Source organism: Pelagibius sp. 7325 (assembly GCF_037652055.1).
Lineage (GTDB): Bacteria > Pseudomonadota > Alphaproteobacteria > Kiloniellales > Kiloniellaceae > Pelagibius.
The window spans coordinates 76,811-92,366 of the sequence record NZ_JBBKAH010000014.1 but is presented as its reverse complement, the minus strand read 5'-3'; the positions used below and the strand labels follow the sequence as shown (position 1 = coordinate 92,366).

Genomic DNA, 15,556 nt, shown 5'->3' with positions numbered 1-15,556 from the left:
CTACCAGCCGCCGCGCTGCAACCATAGGTCCACCTGCTCGAGACGGTCATGCCCCCAGAACGGCTCCCCATCAACGACGAATAGGGGGGAGCCGAACACTCCCTTGGAAATCGCCGCGGAAACCTCGTCGCGCAGGTGCTGCTTGACCGCCGCATCGTTGAGCGCCTCGGCCACGGTACCGCCGTCCAACCCCAGCGACTCCGCGGCCTTGACCACCGCTTCGCCTGAATCGATGCGTCGGCCGGCGCCGAAAGCCTCGCGGTAAAGCATTTTGGCCAGGGCGACCGCCTTTTCCGGGTCCTGGTCGTATAGCCAATAGAAGGCGCGGCAGGCGGCCACCGACATGAAGGGGAATTCCGGCGGCAACTGGAACGGCAGTCCCAGCAGGCGAGCCGAGCGGGCGAGGTCGTGGCGGGCGTAGCCGCCCTTCAGCGGGATGTTCAGCAGCGGCTGGCCGCCGGTCTGCTGGAACACCACGCCCAGCAGGATCGGCCGCCAGGTGATCCCGCGCCCGTGCTTGGCGCCCAGCGCCTCGATCTGCTCGGCGGCGAGATAGCCATAGGGGCTGGAGAAATCGAAGTAGAAGTCGATGGGCGCGGACATGACGACGGATTCCCTGGGGCGATTGGCGTCGGGAACAGAACTATGCGGTCACCCTGCGGTCAAGTGCCGTGCGATCACCAGGCGCTGGATGTCGGAGGTGCCTTCGTAGATCTGGCACACGCGCACATCGCGATAGATGCGCTCGACCGGGAAGTCGCTGAGATAGCCGTAGCCGCCGTGGATCTGGATGGCGTCGGAACAGACCTGCTCGGCCATCTCAGAGGCGGCGAGCTTGGCCATGGCCGCCTCCTTGAGGCAGGGACGGCCGGCGTCACGCAGCGCCGCTGCTTCCAGCACCATCAGTTCGGCGCCATGGATCTTCGTCGCCATGTCGGCGAGTCGGAAGGCGACGGCCTGGTGCTCGAAGATCGGCTTGCCGAAGCTGCGGCGCTCCTGCGCGTAGGCCAGCGCCGCCTCGTAGGCCGCGCGCGCCATGCCGACCGACTGCGCGGCGATCCCGATGCGCCCGCCCTCCAGGTTGGCCAGCGCGATCCTGTAGCCCTGGCCCTCCTCGCCGAGCAGCAGGTCGGGCGTCAGGCGCAGGTCATCGAAAACGATCTGGCAGGTGTCGGAGGCCTTCTGGCCCAGCTTCTTCTCGACCGAGGCGACGCGATAACCGGGCGTATCCGTCGGCACGATGAAGGCGCTGATGCCGCGCTTGCCCGCCGCCGGATCGGTCACCGCGAAGACGATGGCGACGTCGGCATTCTTTCCCGAGGTGATGAACTGCTTCACGCCGTTCAGGACGTAGTGGTTGCCGTCGCGCTCGGCACGCGTCTTGATCGCCGCCGCGTCGGAACCCGCCTGCGGCTCGGTGAGGCAGAAGGCACCCAGCATCTCACCGCGCGCCATCGGCTTCAGGAACCGCTCCTGCTGCTCGGGCGTGCCGAACTTCAGGATCGGCATGCAGCCGACCGAGTTGTGCACCGACATGATCGTGGAGCAGGCACCGTCGCCGGCCGCCACTTCCATCAGCGCCAGGGCATAGGAGACATGATCGGCACCGGCGCCGTCCCATTCCGGCGGCACCAGCATGCCGAGGAAGCCGAGTTCGCCCATCGCGGCGATGGCTTCGCGCGGAAAGCGGGAGTCGCGATCCCACTCGGCGGCATGCGGCGCCAGTTGCGCGCGCGCGAACTGCCGCGCGGTGTCACGGATCAGGCTTTGCTCTTCGGTCAGCAGCATGGTGGGGACCGCTCAGGCCCAAGGGTCATGCACAGGGCTCCGGCTCCCGGCCGCGCACCAGGGCGGCGCGATCGAGCGGACGCCCCTGGGCATCGAAGGGCGCCTTGAAGGTGAAGGCTTCCGGCGTCGCGCCGCGGTGCTCCAGCATCGCCAGCCGCGCCATGCCGTCCTCGACGTTCGGCAGCGTGCCGGCGGGCACCCACCACAGCGCCATGAAGGGTTTGCTCATCTTCTCGAACCAGCGGCTGCGCTGCGCCATCACCTGCAGGTGGTCGGAGCGGTAGACGTAGCCAAAGAGCGCATCGAGATCCCGCCAGACCGACATGTTCACGATGAACTGCGGATCTTCCGAGACCTGGATGTCGGTGGCGTTGCCGCTGTCGCTTTGCAGGCGCCAGACGAAGCCCGGGCTGCGGTCGGCCAGCGCATTGATCTCGTCGAGGCGCGCGACGAAGCCCGCCAGTTTCGGGGTGTCCAGCGGCGCCAGCGCCCGCGCCACGTTGATCTGCGCCAGATGAAATCCGCTCATCGCATCCCTCGCCGCATGCAATCGTCAGTCAGGCACCATAACTACCACTGGAGAGGCCGGCCATCGTAGTTGAAAAACTTACCGCTGTGGTCGGCGGTCAGGCCGTCGATCACCTGGCGCATGTCGCCCACCGACTCGCTGGGGGTGATGGCCGCGCCCTCGCCGCCCATGTCGGTCTTAACCCAGCCGGGGTGGAAGCAGACCACGGTAACGCCGCGCCCGGCAAGATCGTCGGCCAGCGACTTGGTCACCATGTTCAGCGCCGCCTTGGAACTGCGGTAGATGTACTCGCCGCCGGAGCTGTTGTCGGCGATCGATCCCATGATGCTGGAGATGTTCACCACCAGCTTGCGCTCGCTCTGCTCGATCAGGCCGACGAAGCGCTCGACCATGCGCAGCGGCGCCAGGGTGTTCACCTTCAGCACGTCGGCCCAGGCGTCGTAGTCGGTTTCGCCGAAGCCGGTCTTGGGGCCGCGCAGGCCGGCGTTGTTGATGAGGATATCGATTCCTTCGCCGGCCAGCTCGCGCGCCAGGCTGGCGACCTTGAGGCCGTTGGTGACATCCAGCTTGTGGCAGACCACGTCGCCGTCGAGGGCACGCACCTGCTTGGCCTTTTCCACGTTGCGCGCGCAGGCATGAACGCGCCAGCCGTCCGCCGCGAAGGACTTCACAAACTCAAAGCCGATGCCGCGGTTGGCGCCGGTAACCAGCACTGTAGGCAAACCATTCTCCCTAAACATGGACCGCCGCTCGGCAGCGCCGGCGGCGGGACTCTCAAGGCTCAAGCCATGCGCGGCTCACGCGGCGTCCGGCGCAGCGTCGCGCCTCGGCCGGCGGACCAGTTCACCGCCGCAGTTCGGACAGCGATGGCCCATCGATGCCGTGCAGGCGGCGCAGAAGGTGCACTCGAAGCTGCAGATCCAGGCTTCATCCTTCATGGCGAGCCCGCCTTCGCAACGCTCGCAGGCCGGCTTCATCTGCAAGGCCATTCCCGGCTCTCCCCCTTCGGATCCCGAGGCCCCCGGAGGGACCCGACGACGACGGCCCCCGGAGGGCCGAACCCCTGCGGCACTAGAGAACATCACTTGGTCCCCCGACACAACACCCCAAGCCCGCCCCATACAACAGACTGAAATTCCTAACGATTGCATCGATATGGTGGGTGGCGGGCGGCGTCGGGCGGCGGGTCCGGCCGGCCTATTTCGTCTCGTTGAACAGCTCGCGGCCGATCAGCATGCGACGGATCTCGCTGGTGCCGGCGCCGATCTCGTAGAGCTTGGCGTCGCGCAGCAGACGGCCGGCGGGGTAGTCGTTGATGTAGCCGTTGCCGCCCAAGGTCTGAATCGCCTCCAGCGCCATCCAGGTCGCCTTTTCCGCCGCGTAGAGAATCGCGCCGGCGGCGTCCTTGCGCGTCGTCTCGCCGCGGTCGCAGGCCTTGGCCACCGCGTAGACGTAGGCTTTGCTGGCGTTCATCGTCGTGTACATGTCGGCCAGCTTGCCCTGGATCAGCTGGAACTCGCCGATCGGCTGGCCGAACTGTTCGCGCTCGTGAACGTAGGGCACCACCAGGTCCATGCAGGCCTGCATGATGCCGAGCGGCCCGGCGGCCAGCACCAGGCGCTCGTAGTCGAGGCCGGACATCAGCACCTTGACGCCCTTGCCGAGGGTGCCCAGCAGGTTCTCCTCCGGCACTTCGCAGTCCTGGAACAGCAGCTCGCCGGTGGGCGAGCCGCGCATGCCGAGCTTGTCGAGCTTCTGGGCGACGGAGAAACCCTTGAAGCCCTTCTCCACGATGAAGGCGGTGATGCCGCGCGATCCTGCGTCGGGATCGGTCTTGGCGTAGACCACCAGGGTGTCGGCCTCGTCGCAGTTGGTGATCCACATCTTGGAGCCGTTCAGGACGTAGCGGTCGCCCTTGCGGTCGGCGCGCGTGCGCATGCCGACGATGTCGGAGCCGGCGCCCGGCTCGCTCATCGCCAGCGCGCCGACATGCTCGCCGGAGATCAGCTTCGGCAGGTAGCGGCGCTTCTGCTCCTCGCTTCCGTTACGGCGGATCTGATTGATGCAGAGATTGGAGTGCGCGCCGTAGCTGAGACCGATGCTGGCCGACGCGCGGCTGACTTCCTCCATCGCCACGCAGTGTTCCAGGTAGCCCATGCCGGCGCCGCCGAATTCTTCTTCAACGGTGAGGCCGTGCAGACCCAACGCTCCCATCTTCGGCCAGAGCTGACGCGGGAACTTGTCGCTGCGGTCGATTTCCTCCGCCAGCGGCGCAATCTCTTCAGCGGAGAAGCTCATCACCGTGTCGCGCAGCAGGTCGGCCGTCTCTCCCAGGTCGAAGTTGAGGCTCGGAAACTGGTTGGGGCGCATCGTCGGCACTCTCTTCCTGTCACTGCATTGCGGGCGGCCGCGTCATCTCCCGGCTCTCGTTTTGCGGCACTGTAAGACGCCTGCGGAAGGGCCGCTAGAGTCAATAGACCCGACGGCACATCCGACGGCACAACGTGCGGCGCCGCCGAGAACCGCTAGCCCGCCTGCGGCATGTCCGGGCGGCCGTTGAGGCACATCAGGGTCTGGCTGAGGCGGGCGCAGGGCTTCTCGCCGCCGTTCTTGGTGACGAAGACCTCCGCCTCGGTAATCGTCAGGGTGCGGCCCGGCTTCACCACGCGGCCGACCGCGCGCAGCAACTCGCCGTCCGCCGGGGCCAGCAGGTTGATCTTGAACTCGACGGTCAGCACGGAACTGTCCGCCGCGAACAGGCTGTAGCCGGCGTAGCCGGCGGCGGAGTCGGCGATGGTGCTGGTCACCCCGGCATGGAAGAAGCCGTGCTGCTGGCAGAGGTCCGCCCGGAACGGCAGCTCGATCTCCACTTCCCCCGGCTCGACCCGGCTGAGGCGCGCCCCGATCAGTCCCATGATGCTCTGGCGCTGGAAACTCTCGCGCACCCGCTGGGCGAAGGCGGAGTCTTTCGGGGTGAAGGACGGCATGTCGAAGCGGACTCCCGCACAAGGGCAACAAGGAGCGCAGCATATCGCGCCCGGATGGCTTGCACAGCCCCCCGCGAAGAGGTCATAGTGCGCCGCATGGCGGGCCCGGGAGTATCCCACCCGCCGGACGTGCCTACGCCAGGGAAGAGAGCATGTTTCACGTCAAGAAAAGCAGGCCGCTCCTCGCCGCGACGATGCTGGTCCTGGCCGGCCTGGTCGCCGGCTGCGAGTCGGACATCGACCGCCAGATGCGCCTGGAGCGCGAAGCCCTGGAGAAGTCGGGCGAACTGGAGGAGCTCGAGGGCCAGCTCAATACTAAGAACCCCGATCCCTATTCGAAGGAAGAGATCGGCACCAAGAACCTCGGCCGCTCCAGACAGAACTAGAGCAGGAGCAGCGTCGCGAGGCCGAGGAAGGCGAGAAAGCCGATCACGTCGGTCACGGTGGTCAGCACCACGCTGGAAGCCACCGCCGGGTCGACGCCCACCTTCTCCAGCCCCAGCGGCACAAGCGCGCCGGACAGCGCCGCCGCCACCAGGTTGATCAGCATGGCGATGCCGATGATGACGCCGATCATCGGCGTATCGAACCAGAGCCACGCGACCACTCCGGCCACCACCGCGAACATCACGCCGTTGGCAAGACCGACCAGCAGTTCCTTGCCGACGAAGCGCAGGGCATTGCCGGCGCTGAGATCGCGCATGGCGATGGCGCGCACGGCCACCGTCAGGGTCTGGGTGCCCGCGTTGCCGCCCATCGAGGCGACGATCGGCATCAGCACGGCCAGGGCGACGATCTGCTGCAGCGTGCCCTCGAAAAAGCCGATCACGACGGAGGCCGCCACCGCGGTGAAGAGATTGACCAGCAGCCAGGTGAAGCGTGCCTTGGTGGTGTCGAGCACGGCGCTGTAAAGGTCGGTCTCCTGCACGCCAGCCAGCTTCAGCAGGTCCTCCTCTGCCTCTTCGTCGATGATGTGGACGACGTCGTCGACCGTCACCACGCCGACCAGCCGGCCGGCGGCGTCGACCACCGGAGCCGAAACCAGACCGTACTGGCGGAAGAGGTAGGCGACCTCCTCCTGGTCCATGGCGATCGGCACGGTCCGCATCTCATCGCTCATGATCTCGGTGAGCTTGACCGGGCGGCGGGTACGCAGGACGCGGCTGAGCGGCACGTAGCCGATCGGCTGGTGCCTGGGATCGACGATATAGAGATCGTAAAAGTCGTCCGGCAGATCCTTGGCCGCGCGCATGTAGTCGATGGTCTCGCCCACCGTCCAGTTGGACGGCACCGCCAGCAGCTCGCGCTGCATGATGCGGCCGGCGGAGTCTTCCGGGAAGCTGAGGCTTTCCTCGATGACCAGGCGGTCGGCCTTGGGCAGCGCGGCCAGGACCCGCTGCTGGGCCTCCTCGTCGAGATCCTCGATGATGTCGACGGCGTCGTCGCTGTGCAGGTCGGCCAGCGAAGACGCGAGATGGCGCGGCTCCAGCGCCTCGACGATCTCCTCGCGCACCCAGTCGTCGAGGTAGGTCAGCACCTCCAGGTCGAAGTCGGTGCCCAGCGCCTGGGTCAGATGGAGGCGTTCGTCGCGATCGAGGTTTTCCAGCAGGTCGGCGAGATCGGCCTCGTGCAGATCCGCGGCGATCTTGCGGGCTTCTTCGGTGTTGCCGGCGTCGAGGGCGTCGGACACCGAGCGGACCATGTCGGCGGAAATGCCGTAGCCGTCGGGCTGGACCTCTGGCAGCCAGGCATCGGAGTCATCTCGCTCGGGCGGGGTCTGCGACATGGCCTGGCGCCTATCCTTGCTGTGTCCCGATCAGTCTGTCCCGGTGGGTTGCCCCTGAGGGTGGCGTTGCTTTAGTTCCCGAGCGCGCGGTCCTGGGCGTCGACCACAGCAACGGCGCTCATGTTCACGATACCACGAGCGGTCACCGAAGGCGTTAGGATATGCGCCGGCGCCGACACACCGATGAGGATCGGCCCGACCGAGAGCCCCTCGCCCAGTGCCTTCACCAGGTTGAAGGAGATGTTCGCCGCGTCCAGCGTCGGCATGACCAGCAGGTTCGCCGTGCCCTTCAGCTTGGAGTTCGGGAAGATGTTCTCGCGGATCGACTCGTTGAGGGCCGCGTCGGCGTGCATCTCGCCCTCGACCTCCAGGTCCGGGCAACGCTCGTGCAGCATGGCCAGGGCATCGCGCATCTTGCAGGCCGAGGGCGTCAGCGCCGAGCCGAAGTTGGAGTGCGACAGCAGCGCCACCTTCGGTGTCAGGCCGAAGCGCTTCACATGCTTGGCCGCCAGGATGGTCATCTCGGCGATCTCTTCCGCCGTGGGATCGGGCGAGACGTAGGTGTCGACGATGAAGAACGAACCGCTCGGCAGGATGACCAGGCTGATCGCCGAGCAGTCGTGCACATTCTCGGCCTTGCCGATGACGGCGGTCACGTGGTCGAGGTGACGCTTGTAGCGGCCGGTGGTGCCGCAGATCATCGCGTCGGCATCGCCCAGGCGCACGGCCAGCGCCGCGATCACGGTGTTGCGCGTGCGCACGATCTCGCGCGCCGCCTCCGGCGAGACGCCGTGGCGCTGCATCAGCTCGTGATAGGTCTGCCAGTAGGTGCGGAAGCGCGGATCGTCCTGCGGGTTGATCAGCGGCAGGTCGTCGCCGGGGCGGATGCGCAGGCCCAGGCGCTCGACGCGGGCGGCCACCACCTCGGGACGGCCGACCAGGATCGGCTGGGCCAGGCCCTCGTCGACCACCACCTGCACCGCGCGCAGCACGCGCTCGTCCTCGCCCTCGGCGTAGATCACGCGCTTGGGCTCTTCCTTGGCGCGCTGGAAGATCGGCTTCATGATCAGGCCGGAGCGGAACACGAAGCGCTGCAGGTTCTGGCGATAGGCCTCGAAGTCCTCGATCGGGCGCGTCGCCACGCCGCTGTCCATCGCGGCCCTGGCCACCGCCGGCGCGATCTCCAGCACCAGGCGCGGATCGAAGGGGCTGGGAATCAGGTAGTCGGGGCCGAAGCTGCGGCCCTCGCCGCCCATCGCCTTGGCCACCACTTCGCTCTGCTCCTTCATCGCCAGGTCGGCGATGGCCTTGAGACAGGCCAGCTTCATCTCCTCGTTGATCGCCGTGGCCCCGCAGTCGAGGGCGCCGCGGAAGATATAGGGGAAGCAGAGAACGTTGTTCACCTGGTTCGGATAGTCCGACCGGCCCGAGGCGATGATGGCATCCTCGCGCGCCTCCTTGGCGTCCTCCGGCATGATCTCCGGCACCGGGTTGGCCAGCGCCATGATGATCGGCTGGCCGGCCATCGCCTTCACCATCTCCGGCTTCAGCACGCCGGGGGCCGAGAGGCCGAGGAAGACGTCGGCATCGCCGATCACGTCGGCCAGTGTGCGCTTGTCGGTCTTCTGCGCATAGCGCGCCTTCCAGCGGTCCATCAGCTCGGTGCGGCCCTCGTAGACCACGCCGGCGATATCGGTGACCCAGATGTTCTCCTGCTTCACGCCCAGCGACACCAGCAGGTCGAGGCAGGCCAGCGCCGCCGCGCCGGCACCGGAGGTGACCAGCTTCACGTCGCCGATCTCCTTGCCGACCAGCCTGAGGCCGTTGTAGATCGCCGCGCCGACGATGATCGCGGTGCCGTGCTGGTCGTCGTGGAACACCGGAATGTTCATGCGCTCGCGCAGAGCCGCTTCGATCTCGAAGCACTCCGGTGCCTTGATGTCTTCCAGGTTGATGCCGCCGAAGGTCGGCTCCAGCGCGGCCACCACGTCGATCAGGTGCTCGGAGCTTTTGGCGTCGAGTTCGATATCGAAGACGTCGATGCCGGCGAACTTCTTGAACAGGACGGCCTTGCCTTCCATCACCGGCTTAGCGGCCAGGGGGCCGATGGCGCCGAGGCCGAGGACAGCCGTGCCGTTGGTGACCACCGCCACCAGATTGCCGCGCGCCGTCAGGTTGTGGGCCTCGGCCGGGTCCGCCGCGATGGCATCGCAGGCCGCCGCCACGCCCGGCGAGTAAGCCAGGGCCAGATCCCGCTGGTTGGCCAGCGGCTTGGTGGCGCTGATCTCCAGCTTGCCGGGCTTCGGCAAGCGGTGATAGGCCAGGGCTGCCTCGCGAAGGTCCTTTGCCATCCCGTCCCTCATTGCTTTTCTTTCTTGTCCTACCCCTGGGGGCCGCGCCTCCCCAAGTGTTAGACCTGAGGGGCCCGGCAGCGGTCAGAAGATGACCGGCGGCGCGCCCCAGCGCAAGTATTCAACGGGCAAGTAACCAAGCAAATGAAAGAGATAGCAATCTTGTGCATAGGAGCTATCTTCCCCCGTCATGGATGAGGTCATGGATAAGCAGCCGGCAAATCAACAGCCATTTCCCGTTGAATGGCGGGTCGAGGCCGGGCTGACCGGCTACCCGGCGGCGGTGGCGGCGATGGAAGACCGGGTGGCGGCGATCCGCGCCGGCACGGCGCCGGAACTGGTCTGGCTGGTCGAGCACCCTCCGCTCTATACCGCCGGCACCTCGGCGGATCCCAAGGACCTGCTGCAGCCCGACCGCTTCCCGGTCCACCGAACCGGGCGCGGCGGCGAGTTCACCTACCACGGCCCCGGCCAGCGGGTGGTCTACGTCATGCTGGACCTCAAGCGCCGCGGCCCGGACGTCCGCCGCTTCGTGACCGACCTGGAGGAGTGGATCATCCGCGCTCTGGCCGCCTTCGCGGTGGACGGCGAGCGCCGCGACGGCCGGGTCGGCATCTGGGTGGAAAGACGCGATCCCTTGCATGGCAGCCGCGAGGACAAGATCGCCGCGATCGGCGTGCGGGTCAGACGCTGGGTCACCTACCACGGCATCGCCATCAACGTGGAGCCGGAGCTGGAGCACTTCAGCGGCATCGTGCCCTGCGGCATCAGCGCGCACGGCGTCACCTCGCTGGTCGACCTCGGCCTGCCGGTCGGCCTGCCCGACCTCGACGCCGCCCTGCGCGCCGGCTTCCCCGGCGTCTTCGGCCCGACCGAGTGGGTGGAGGCGCAGACGGCGGAGCGGCGGTCGGCCTGACCCGACGGCTAAATCGACAACCCGAGGTCCTTACCGGCTTCTCTGGACAAAACCTGCTGTATTGCCTCTCGGACTTCGCAATCGAAGACTGTGGTCCCGTCGACAAGCTCCTTTTCAACCGCTGTGAGGAAGGAGGCCGGAGTGAAGAGGTCGTTCCCGTCCGCGCCGTCGCGCAGCTGGTCTGCCAGCTCCTTCATGAGAAGCCGGCAGAACTCCGCAGGTGAAAGACGTAGTTGGGTTTCCACCCCGAGCCCGAGATCGTGCCACAGCGTCGCGTAGGCACTCGATCCCCCGCGCCATAGCGCAACCATCCAGGCGTAGCCGAAACTCAGAGCATCGGGATCGCGCCAGCCGTTCGCTTCATTGAAGACTCGCGCGATTTCATGGTTCAGGCAGCCTGCGTGCTCGATATCGCTGCTCAGGATGAAACGGCGCAAGGTCGCAGTGCACAGCGGTTCGAGCAGGATGAGCGCCTTCAGCGCGTGCACCATTGCCGGCGTTTCTTCGTCCGGGCCATAGAAATCGTTTCCGACCGGCGGTGACAGATTCGCAGCTGCATCCAGGTAAGCGTCGAGCAGGCGCTCCAAGGACGGCGCGGCCTCGGGAATTTCTTCGGCCAGCCGGGCGAAGAAGGCCACTTCGTCCAGGCGCCGCAGAGTGGCGGCGCCATCGCTTGCCGGGGTCGGCAGCACGAAGACCGGACGAAACCAGATGTAACAGACCAACTCCGGAAAGCGCTCGGCTATCGCGGCTTTCAGCCAGTCGAGAGCGGCAATGCAATCTTCACCGGACAGGCTGGCGAGTGGAACTTCCGTTTCGATCATCTCCAGCTCGAAGGCGCGCCGTTGCTGCACCAGATCGGAGGTCATTTCGGCCGTACGGCCCGGTGGCAGGGCAACGTAGCCATCGTCACCCTCGCGCAGGATGTGGCGGTCATAGGACCGCCATAACGCCTTGGGCAAGAAGCGGCGCAATCGGTTGGCTCTCGCGCCAAGCTCACGCGGATCGAACCTGACCCTGCACCTACTGTCATGGGCGTCGGGTTGGAAGCCGACAATCTCCAGGCAATTGTCGGAAAGACAGGCGACTTCCCACGGTAGCTGGCGCTTCCAGGGCGGAAAGGCGTCCCACCGCCTGGCACCGAGCGCGGGCGGTGTGGCGAAGCGCTCGATGATGTAGCGCGGCGAGAGTGAACCCTCGAGTGTGACACGCCGCAGGATGCCCGAGGAGAACAGGACCCAGAAGGCTCCTCCATCGGGTTCCCAGGTCAAGTCTTTCAAGGTGTCACGCAGGAAGTCGACGGCGAAGGCACGCAGTTTCGCGCATCGGTCGCGATCCTCCCCCTCCAGCCGGAATAGATTGGTCGCCAGGGCTTCGGACCGCGTCGCCTGTTCGATCCCATCCAGGTAGTCCCGCCAGGCTTCGGCATTGGCATCGCCACGCCGGTAGCGGTCCTGCCCCCAGTAGAAATGATGCAGCTGCGGTGCCAGGCGGTCGACCACCACAGAACCCTCGATTTCGAGCGTATCGACATTCCAAATATCGATGACAATGCCATAGGTTTTCGGCCGCCTCTCAGGCTGCCGCTCAACGCGCGCGGCCGACAGCGCAGCTAGGCGGCGTCCGCTCGGGTCGAGCCAGCACTTGCTGCCGGGGGCCTGCGGACCCCTGTCCCCTACCAGCTTCATCGCGGAACGCCCGGCCTCACCACGACGGATGAGATAGGTCACCTGGCAGCCGTCCTGCGCCCTGCGTCCCCCGGCGACGAGGGTACCGTCGCTCTGTTCATAGACCGGTGCCACATATACGAGCGCCGGATCTTCGATACGCAGCACCTCCTTCAGATCGGCCGCGTCGTAAACTGCCAGGCCATTGCGTCCCTCGCAGACCTGGCCCGACAGGACGATCCGGTCGCCGTATTGCGAGATCGTGACGCGCCGGCTGTGGCCAAAAGGCAGGATGCCGACGAGCCGCCGTTCCTCGGCGTCGTACAGCGCCAGCTTGCGCTGCCCCCGCGCCAGGAACCGCTGGGTTCCGACACGCCGGACCTCCTGGCAGAGGTCGTCGCGAAATGGCAGAACCTTCCAGTCTTCCCGACCGTCGTCGTAAGCGCAGTGGACGGCGCCGCCGCAATCAGAGCCAAAGAGTTCGACCGCGATCATGCCCTGTGTCCCGTGGCGTTTGGGACAACCTATGGCCGAAAAAACAAAAGAGAAGTTAACGGAAGGTCAGGTCGTCTGCCGTACCTCGAATCCCGGCGCCACGGCCTCAACGTGCGGGTGCTGTTCCACCGCCGTCACCCGGGCGAGATCCGGGCCTTCCCAGAACGCCGCCAGCATGGTCTCGACGACGTCCGGCGGCCCGGAGATCACCGCCTCGACGCTGCCGTCGCGGCGGTTGCGCACCCAGCCGTGGAGCCCCAGCGCCTTGGCCTGCTGCTCGGTCCAGGCGCGGTACCACACGCCCTGGACCCGGCCGGAAATGACGACGCGCAGCGTCGTGGTCATGCATCCTCCTCACGGTGGGCGGTCTTGCCGGCGGCAGGATAAAGCGCGGCGAAGGCGATGGCCACCGCGCGGCGGGCGCGCTGCTCCCAGAGGTCGCGGCGCAGCCACTGGTCCTCGACGGTCAGTTCGGGATCGTTGCGGTTCTCGTGGCTGAGCCGGTTGCGCAGGGCGCGCAGCCAGCGGTAGTCGGCGTCGGCCACCCCCGGCAGGCTCTCGCGCTTGGAGCCGCCCTGGGCTTCGGTCACCGCGCAGGCGAGGATCACCGCCGCCGCCCAAGCACCGGCGCAGAACACCGCCTGCAGGTCGATCATGAGGGCGCAGGCCTGCTCGCTGGGCGACTGGGTGCCATGCCGGGCGTGCGCGGCGTCCTGCTCCTCGAACCACAGGCGGCGCTCGTCCCAGAGTTCCTCGGTCGGGCGGTCGAGATGTTCCATGTCCAACCTAAAAAAGGGACAGAATCCAATCCACAGCCGCAACTGTCGTCCCGGCACTTGATGCCGGGACCCATTGGCCTCAGCAAGCGGCGCTGGCATTGGATCCCGGGGTCAAGCCCTGGGATGACAGTGAAGTGAGGCGAAGGGCACTGCAAGCCTGCGGCACTGCCCCGCCTTCCCCGGCTTCCGGCCCTACTCGAACTCCAGGATGGCCTGGTCGACGGCGAGGCTCTCGCCGGGCTTCGCCTGGATCTTGGCGACCTTGCCGTCGCGTTCGGCGCGCAGCACGTTCTCCATCTTCATCGCCTCGACCACCGCCAGTTCCTGGCCGGCCTTCACCAGTTGGCCTTCCTCGACCGCCAGCGTCATCAGCAGGCCCGGCATCGGCGACAACAGGTAGCGCGAGAGATCGGGCGGCTCCTTCACCGGCATGCGCTGGGCGAGCTTGGCCGCCAGCGGCGTCAGCACCAGCGCCTCGATGTCGGCGCCGGCGTAGCTGAGGCGCAGGGCCGGACCGCGGCGGTCGACCTGCACGGTGACCGGGCGGTCGTCGATGAAGCAGGGCAGCACCAGATCGCCCAGGCGTCCAACCACCTCGATCAGCAGGTCGGCCTTGCCGCCGGTAACGCGGTAGGCGCCGTTCTCGGGCGTCACCGTGCGGGGGTTGGCCTGCTGGCCCAGCATGACCACCCAGTCGGCGGGCTTGGCCGGGTCGAACTCCAGGGCGCCGTCCATCTGGCCGGAGATGGTCGCCTCCCGGCCGGCGCGGCGCTGCTGCAGGATGGCCGCCACGGCGATCAGGACGTCGAGATTCTCCCCGCTGACCTCTGAGCCCTGGAAGCCGTCCGGGAACTCCTCGGCGATGAAATTTGTCGAGAGGGTGCCGGCGCGGAAACGCGGGTTGGCCATCACAGACGTGAGGAAAGGAATGTTGTGGCTGATGCCGCGAATGCCGTAGGCGTCCAGGGCCGCCTGCATGGCGTCGATGGCGCGGGTGCGGTCCGGCGCGTGGGTCACCAGCTTGGCGATCATCGGGTCGTAGAACATGGAGATCTCCGAGCCCTCCTCGACGCCTGAGTCGATGCGCACGGTGACCGCTTCGTCCTCCGGGCTGCCCGGCGTGCGGTAGCGCACCAGGCGACCGATCGAGGGCATGAAGTCGCGCAAGGGATCCTCGGCGTAGACGCGGGTCTCGACCGCCCAGCCGTTCAGCTTCACGTCCTTCTGGCCGAAGGCGAGCTTTTCGCCCGCGGCGATGCGGATCATCCACTCCACCAGGTCGAGGCCGGTGATGAGCTCGGTCACCGGATGCTCGACCTGAATTCTTGTATTCATTTCAAGAAAATAGAAGTTCTTGTTCTTGTCGACAATGAACTCCACCGTGCCCGCCGAGACGTAGTCGACAGCCTCCGCCAGGGCCACCGCCTGGGCACCCATGGCCGCGCGGGTCTTGGCATCGAGGAAGGGCGACGGCGCCTCTTCCACCACCTTTTGATGGCGGCGCTGGATCGAGCACTCGCGCTCGCCCAGGTGCAGGGTGGTGCCGTGCTTGTCGGCCAGCACCTGGATCTCGATGTGGCGAGGCTCTTCGATGTACTTCTCGATGAACACCCGCTCGTCGCCGAAGCTGGAACGCGCCTCGTTGCGCGCCGAGCGCAGGCCGTCCTTCACCTCCGCTTCGCTGCGGGCGATGCGCATGCCCTTGCCGCCGCCGCCGGCCGAGGCCTTGATCATCACCGGGTAGCCGATCTCGCCAGCGATCTTCACCGCCAGTTTCTCGTCCTCCACCGCGTCGGGGTGGCCCGGCACGGTCGAGACCTTGGCCGCGTTGGCCAGCTTCTTGGAGGTGATCTTGTCGCCCATGGCGCCGATGGCCTTCACCGGCGGGCCGATGAAGACGAGGCCGGCGGCGTCCAGCGCCTCGACGAACTTCGCGTTCTCCGACAGGAAGCCGAAGCCGGGGTGGATCGCCTCGGCACCGGTCCGCCGGGCCGCGTCGATGATCTTCTCCATGACGAGGTAGCTCTGCGCCGCGGGCGCTGGGCCGATGGCCACCGCCTCGTCGGCCAGGCGGGTGTGCAGCGCCGTCGCATCGGCATCGGAGTAGACCGCCACCGTCCGGATGCCCATCCGCTGGCAGGTCCTGATGATGCGGCAGGCGATCTCGCCCCGGTTCGCGATGAGGATTTTCTTGAACATCCGTCCCTAAAGCCTCGTTTTTATTGCCGGCCGCCGCCACCCCCGGCGCCTTTGCATTT

15 protein-coding genes are annotated in these 15,556 nt (G+C 66.9%); 2 read left to right on the top strand and 13 right to left on the bottom strand.

Annotation, left to right across the window (positions count from 1 at the left end; all coding sequences use genetic code 11):
• The 7 genes from WDC82_RS24030 to WDC82_RS24000 all read right to left on the bottom strand — a co-directional run bounded on the left by WDC82_RS24030 (window position 1) and on the right by WDC82_RS24000 (window position 5,304).
• Window positions 1-603 carry a 2-hydroxychromene-2-carboxylate isomerase gene (locus WDC82_RS24030; RefSeq protein ID WP_340119965.1) on the bottom strand — a complete coding sequence of 201 codons (603 nt, stop codon included), beginning with the start codon at window positions 601-603 and terminating at the stop codon, window positions 1-3.
• Between the two features lie 48 nt (window positions 604-651).
• Entirely contained in the window at window positions 652-1,788 is a 1,137-nt protein-coding gene (locus tag WDC82_RS24025) for an acyl-CoA dehydrogenase family protein (RefSeq protein ID WP_340119964.1), read from the bottom strand.
• A 25-nt stretch (window positions 1,789-1,813) separates the two neighbouring features.
• Entirely contained in the window at window positions 1,814-2,317 is a 504-nt protein-coding gene (locus tag WDC82_RS24020) for a DUF3291 domain-containing protein (RefSeq protein WP_340119963.1), read from the bottom strand.
• Window positions 2,318-2,358: 41 nt separating this feature from the next.
• A complete protein-coding gene (locus WDC82_RS24015) occupies window positions 2,359-3,030 on the bottom strand; it encodes an SDR family oxidoreductase (RefSeq protein WP_340120002.1) in 672 nt (223 codons plus the stop codon).
• An 84-nt stretch (window positions 3,031-3,114) separates the two neighbouring features.
• Complete coding sequence (locus tag WDC82_RS24010; protein WP_340119962.1) at window positions 3,115-3,306, bottom strand: DUF1272 domain-containing protein; 192 nt, start codon at window positions 3,304-3,306, stop codon at window positions 3,115-3,117.
• 208 nt (window positions 3,307-3,514) lie between these two features.
• Window positions 3,515-4,687: an isovaleryl-CoA dehydrogenase gene (locus tag WDC82_RS24005; RefSeq protein ID WP_340119961.1), complete on the bottom strand. Its 1,173-nt coding sequence runs from the start codon at window positions 4,685-4,687 to the stop codon at window positions 3,515-3,517.
• A 155-nt stretch (window positions 4,688-4,842) separates the two neighbouring features.
• Window positions 4,843-5,304 carry a PaaI family thioesterase gene (locus WDC82_RS24000; protein ID WP_340119959.1) on the bottom strand — a complete coding sequence of 154 codons (462 nt, stop codon included), beginning with the start codon at window positions 5,302-5,304 and terminating at the stop codon, window positions 4,843-4,845.
• Between the two features lie 152 nt (window positions 5,305-5,456).
• Between WDC82_RS24000 and WDC82_RS23995 the strand changes: the two genes are divergently transcribed.
• Window positions 5,457-5,690 carry a hypothetical protein gene (locus WDC82_RS23995; protein ID WP_340119958.1) on the top strand — a complete coding sequence of 78 codons (234 nt, stop codon included), beginning with the start codon at window positions 5,457-5,459 and terminating at the stop codon, window positions 5,688-5,690.
• Here the strand turns inward: WDC82_RS23995 and mgtE are convergent.
• Both mgtE and WDC82_RS23985 read right to left on the bottom strand, forming a co-directional pair.
• Window positions 5,687-7,090: a magnesium transporter gene (gene mgtE, locus WDC82_RS23990; RefSeq protein WP_340119957.1), complete on the bottom strand. Its 1,404-nt coding sequence runs from the start codon at window positions 7,088-7,090 to the stop codon at window positions 5,687-5,689. The two genes, WDC82_RS23995 and mgtE, sit on opposite strands and share 4 nt — an antisense overlap.
• Window positions 7,091-7,161: 71 nt before the next feature.
• Complete coding sequence (locus tag WDC82_RS23985) at window positions 7,162-9,441, bottom strand: NADP-dependent malic enzyme (RefSeq protein WP_340119956.1); 2,280 nt, start codon at window positions 9,439-9,441, stop codon at window positions 7,162-7,164.
• Between the two features lie 190 nt (window positions 9,442-9,631).
• On the opposite strand from WDC82_RS23985, the gene lipB reads away from it, so the two are divergent.
• Window positions 9,632-10,357, top strand: coding sequence for a lipoyl(octanoyl) transferase LipB (gene lipB, locus WDC82_RS23980; RefSeq protein WP_340119955.1), 726 nt, complete (start codon window positions 9,632-9,634; stop codon window positions 10,355-10,357).
• A gap of 8 nt (window positions 10,358-10,365) precedes the next feature.
• Here lipB and WDC82_RS23975 read toward each other — a convergent pair whose 3' ends face one another.
• From WDC82_RS23975 to WDC82_RS23960, 4 genes are all read right to left on the bottom strand, one after another.
• Entirely contained in the window at window positions 10,366-12,519 is a 2,154-nt protein-coding gene (locus tag WDC82_RS23975; RefSeq protein ID WP_340119954.1) for a hypothetical protein, read from the bottom strand.
• A 66-nt stretch (window positions 12,520-12,585) separates the two neighbouring features.
• The gene (locus WDC82_RS23970; protein ID WP_340119953.1) at window positions 12,586-12,864 is read right to left on the bottom strand and encodes an acylphosphatase; all 279 of its coding nucleotides are present in this window, start codon (window positions 12,862-12,864) and stop codon (window positions 12,586-12,588) included.
• Window positions 12,861-13,298 (bottom strand): hypothetical protein, encoded by a 438-nt coding sequence (locus WDC82_RS23965; RefSeq protein WP_340119952.1) that lies wholly within the window; start codon window positions 13,296-13,298, stop codon window positions 12,861-12,863. The genes WDC82_RS23970 and WDC82_RS23965 overlap by 4 nt, the downstream gene beginning before the upstream one ends.
• 192 nt (window positions 13,299-13,490) lie before the next feature.
• A complete protein-coding gene (locus WDC82_RS23960) occupies window positions 13,491-15,497 on the bottom strand; it encodes an acetyl/propionyl/methylcrotonyl-CoA carboxylase subunit alpha (protein ID WP_340119951.1) in 2,007 nt (668 codons plus the stop codon).
• Between the last annotated feature and the right edge of the window lie 59 nt (window positions 15,498-15,556).